The 3,571-nt window shown below is 67.5% G+C and carries 3 protein-coding genes; 1 reads left to right on the plus strand and 2 read right to left on the minus strand.

Translation table 11 applies throughout. The features are described from left to right. Window positions 1-286 precede the first annotated feature (286 nt). Window positions 287-2,314, plus strand: a complete 2,028-nt coding sequence (locus tag E6K76_12360; GenBank protein ID TMQ56625.1) for a serine/threonine protein kinase — start codon at window positions 287-289, stop codon at window positions 2,312-2,314. Window positions 2,315-2,331: 17 nt separating this feature from the next. Here E6K76_12360 and E6K76_12365 read toward each other — a convergent pair whose 3' ends face one another. Together E6K76_12365 and E6K76_12370 are read right to left on the minus strand one after the other, a co-directional pair. Further along, on the minus strand, window positions 2,332-2,874 hold the full coding sequence (locus tag E6K76_12365; protein ID TMQ56627.1) for a CPBP family intramembrane metalloprotease: 543 nt from the start codon (window positions 2,872-2,874) through the stop codon (window positions 2,332-2,334). A 194-nt stretch (window positions 2,875-3,068) separates the two neighbouring features. Further along, window positions 3,069-3,571 (minus strand): PadR family transcriptional regulator (locus E6K76_12370; protein TMQ56626.1); only part of this gene is annotated, 503 nt, incomplete at its 5' end.

Here is a 3,571-nt window from a genome sequence, read left to right on the forward strand (position 1 = left end):
CGACGCGACGCCGCTTCCCTGGGACCGCGAGGTGAAGCGGTTTTTCGCTGCGCTCCAAGCCTTCGATGACTACCTGGCCTCCAAGAAGCCGCTCCACAAACCGGCGGAGCGGATGTTTCAGGGCGCGATCGCGGATTCGCTGACCCACACCGGGCAAATCACGATGCTGCGCCGGCTCGCCGGCTCCCATGTCCGCGGCGAGAACTACTCGCGGGCCGGGATCGAGATCGGCCGGGTCGGAGCCGACCAACCGCTCCCGCCCGCGAGAAGCGAGTTCGATTAGCCCATGACCCCCGCGCCCACGGGAACCGGCGCGCCCGCGCAGGTCGGCCCCTACCGCATCGAGCGCGAGATCGCGCGCGGCGGAATGGGCATCGTCTACCTCGCGCGCGACACCAGGCTCGACCGTGCGGTCGCGATCAAGGCGCTGCCGGACGACGTCGCAGCGGATCCCGATCGCCTCGCGCGCTTCGAGCGCGAGGCGAAAGTGCTCGCCTCGCTCAACCATCCCAACGTCGCGGGCATCTATGGCGTGGAAGAGAGCGAGGGACGCCGCTATCTCGCGCTCGAGCACGTCGAGGGGGAGACCCTCGCGGCGCGGCTCGTGCGCGGCCCGCTCCCGCTCGCCGAGGCCCAAGAGATCTGCCTGCAGGTCGCGGCCGGAGTCGAGGCGGCGCACGAAAACGGCGTGATCCACCGCGACTTGAAACCCGGGAACGTGATGATCACCCCGGGCGACCACGTGAAGGTCCTGGATTTTGGGCTCGCGAAGGGGAAGGTCGCCGAGGAATCGGGAATCGTGCCACCGCCTCTTCTCGCGGATTCACCGACGCTGTCATCACCGACGCTCTCGCATTCACCCACGTTCCACTCGCCCGCGACGCTCCCGGGCGTGATCCTCGGCACGGCCGCCTATCTTTCGCCCGAGCAGGCGCGAGGGAAGGCGGTCGACCGCCGCACCGACATCTGGTCTTTTGGTTGCGTGCTCTACGAGTGCCTCACCGGGAAACGCGCGTTCGAGGGGGAGACGGTGAGCGACACGATCGCGAAAATTCTGGTCCAGGATCTCGATTGGTCAAAGCTTCCAAAATCGACGACGCCGCGGATCCGGGAGCTGCTCAAGCGCTGCCTGGAAAAAGATCCAAAGAGACGCCTCCGCGACATCGGCGAGGCTCGCCTCGCTCTCGAGGCCGTGCGGGCAGGCGAAACGGGCGCGACCGCCGCCGGCGCCGCGGCGCCGCCCCCGCCCACGAATCCCCTTGCGCGCGCGCGCGAGGCGATGCGGAGCCACGGATTCCTCTTCGCCGCCGGGCTCATCCTGGGCGCGCTCCTGGGACTCAACATGTGGGGCCAGCTCGGCTCGGGTGGTCATCATGGCGTCCGGGACGTCATGCGCGTCTCGGTCCCGATTCCGCCGGAGCTGCGCGCGCTCGAGGCCCAACTCACCCCCGATGGCCGCGCGGAGATCCTGCGCGCGTCCCTTCGCTCGACAGTGGGCGCCGGGGAGTCACGCCCACTCCTCTACCTTCGCCGCTTGGACAAGACCGAGTTCGAGCCGATCCGCGGCACGGAAGGTGCGACGAGTTTCGGGCTCAGCCCGGATGGGCGGTGGATCTGGTTCCGGGCGCCGCTCTCGGAGCGGTCCGGCCAGTATCGCCTCCTCAAGGCGCCGGCCGACGGAAGCGCGCCACCAACGCCGCTCATGAGCTGGGACGATGCATGGTTTGGCGGCCCGGTCTGGCTCCACTCGGGCGAGCTCGCCATCATGAGGAATCATGGCAAGGAGTTTGCGCGCCTTCTGGGGAAGGGAGGGTCCTCCTCGAAGCCGGTCGCGATCACGGGGCTGGAGTTCGTCGGGGATGCGCAATTCGCCGGACTACCTCTCCCAGGCGATCGCGCCGCCTTCGCGGTAATACGATCCTATGACGGAGGCTCCTACCACGAGGGCCTGCGAATCGTGGACTTGAAGACGGGGGCGATGAAGCCTCTGCTCCACGATGGCGGGAATGGTCAATTCACCCCGACGGGACACCTCCTGTTCACTCGAGGCGACGCTCTTTACGCGGCGCCGTTCGATGCGAGGAAGCTCGAGATCCGAGGCGAGACCGTCGCGGTCATGGATGGCCTGCGGATGCCCACTTGGGGGAACGCCTCATTCAGCCTTTCGGAGAATGGAATTCTCCAAACTGAATCCGGCGGCTCACGGCTGCTCGCGATCCAGAAGGCTCCGGGCGAGGACGAGATCACCCGGCTCGATATCACGCTGAATTTCTTCGAGGAGCTGAAGCAGCGTTTCGCGGCGGCGAAGAAGTAACCCGCCGGCGCGGCGGGTCAACCCCGCCTCGCGAAAATCCCGCCGAAGATATCCGTCCACGCGTGCAGAATCATCCCCGGCTTGAGGCTCCGCCGCCACACAGCGAGCGCGCCGAACAGGGCGCCGAACGTCGTGATGGCGATCACGTTCCGGAGCCCCTGATACCCATGCGACACGCCGAAGACCACGGCCTGCGCGAGCACCGCGACCAGCGCGCTTCCGGTCAGCGCCTCGAACTGCCTCTGGAGGTAGCCGCGGAAGATAGATTCCTCGCAAAATCCCGCCGTGAGCGACAGCGCAACCCAGACCGCAACCTCGAGCGGGTCGCGGGGAAGAAGCGTGCTTATGCCTCTTGCGCTGTCGCTTCCGAGCCTCTGCTCCACGAGCGTCTCCGCTGCGGTCCACACAGCCCACACAGCGAGCGCGATCACGACATCGCGCAGCACGTCCTTCCACCCGGTCCATCTCTCGCCGATGAGATCGCGCAGCCGCGTCCCGGTTTTCCGGAGCCCGCCGGCGGTGACGAATCGAAGCAACCCCCATTGGAACGCGATGAGCATGAGGTAGAGGGGAAGCGCCGAGCCGCGATGCTCGACGAGCTGGGTTCCGCCGCGCGTGATGCTCTGGACGTAGGCCCCGTAGGTCGTGATCACCAGGAGCACGGCCAGCAGCACGCCCGTGTGCCAGAGGGGCGCGATGAGGCGGCGGTTCGCCGTTGGTGTGGGCAGCGCGGCCGGTTCGACCGGTTCATTCATCATGCCGGACCTCTTCTCGCGGCTCCGCCTTCCATCGAGCGGAGCGCCTTCAGTGTTTCGCGACACCATCGGGCCACGGCGCGGGAACGGTGCTCCCCATAGCCCAGGGTGATGAGCCAGAAGGGAAGGCTCGGGTGGTCGCGCTGCTCGTTCATGAGCTGCCGCCGGATCCGGCGAAAGTTGCGCAGGTCAGCGGATTCTTCGAGGAGGAGCTGCTCGATCCACCCCTCGTCGTGCCCGACGGAGCTTCGGTCGCCGAAGAATAATTTCAGCAAGAGCTCGTTCCGCACCGGCGCCGCGCGGGGAGGCACGGCGCGCCAGCGACGCAACGCCTCCCTTCCGCGATCGGTGATCTCATAGACCCGGCGGTCGCGATGCCCCCCGCGCCGATCCGCCCGGCGCTTGGCGAAGCCCCGGGCGGCGAGCTCGCGGAGCGCGGGATAGATCTGCCCGTAGCTCTCGCTCCAGAAGTAGCCGATGCTCGAGGCCGCTTCCTTCCGAA

It is taken from the genome of Candidatus Eisenbacteria bacterium, from assembly GCA_005893275.1.
Classification (GTDB): Bacteria; Eisenbacteria; RBG-16-71-46; order SZUA-252; family SZUA-252; genus WS-7.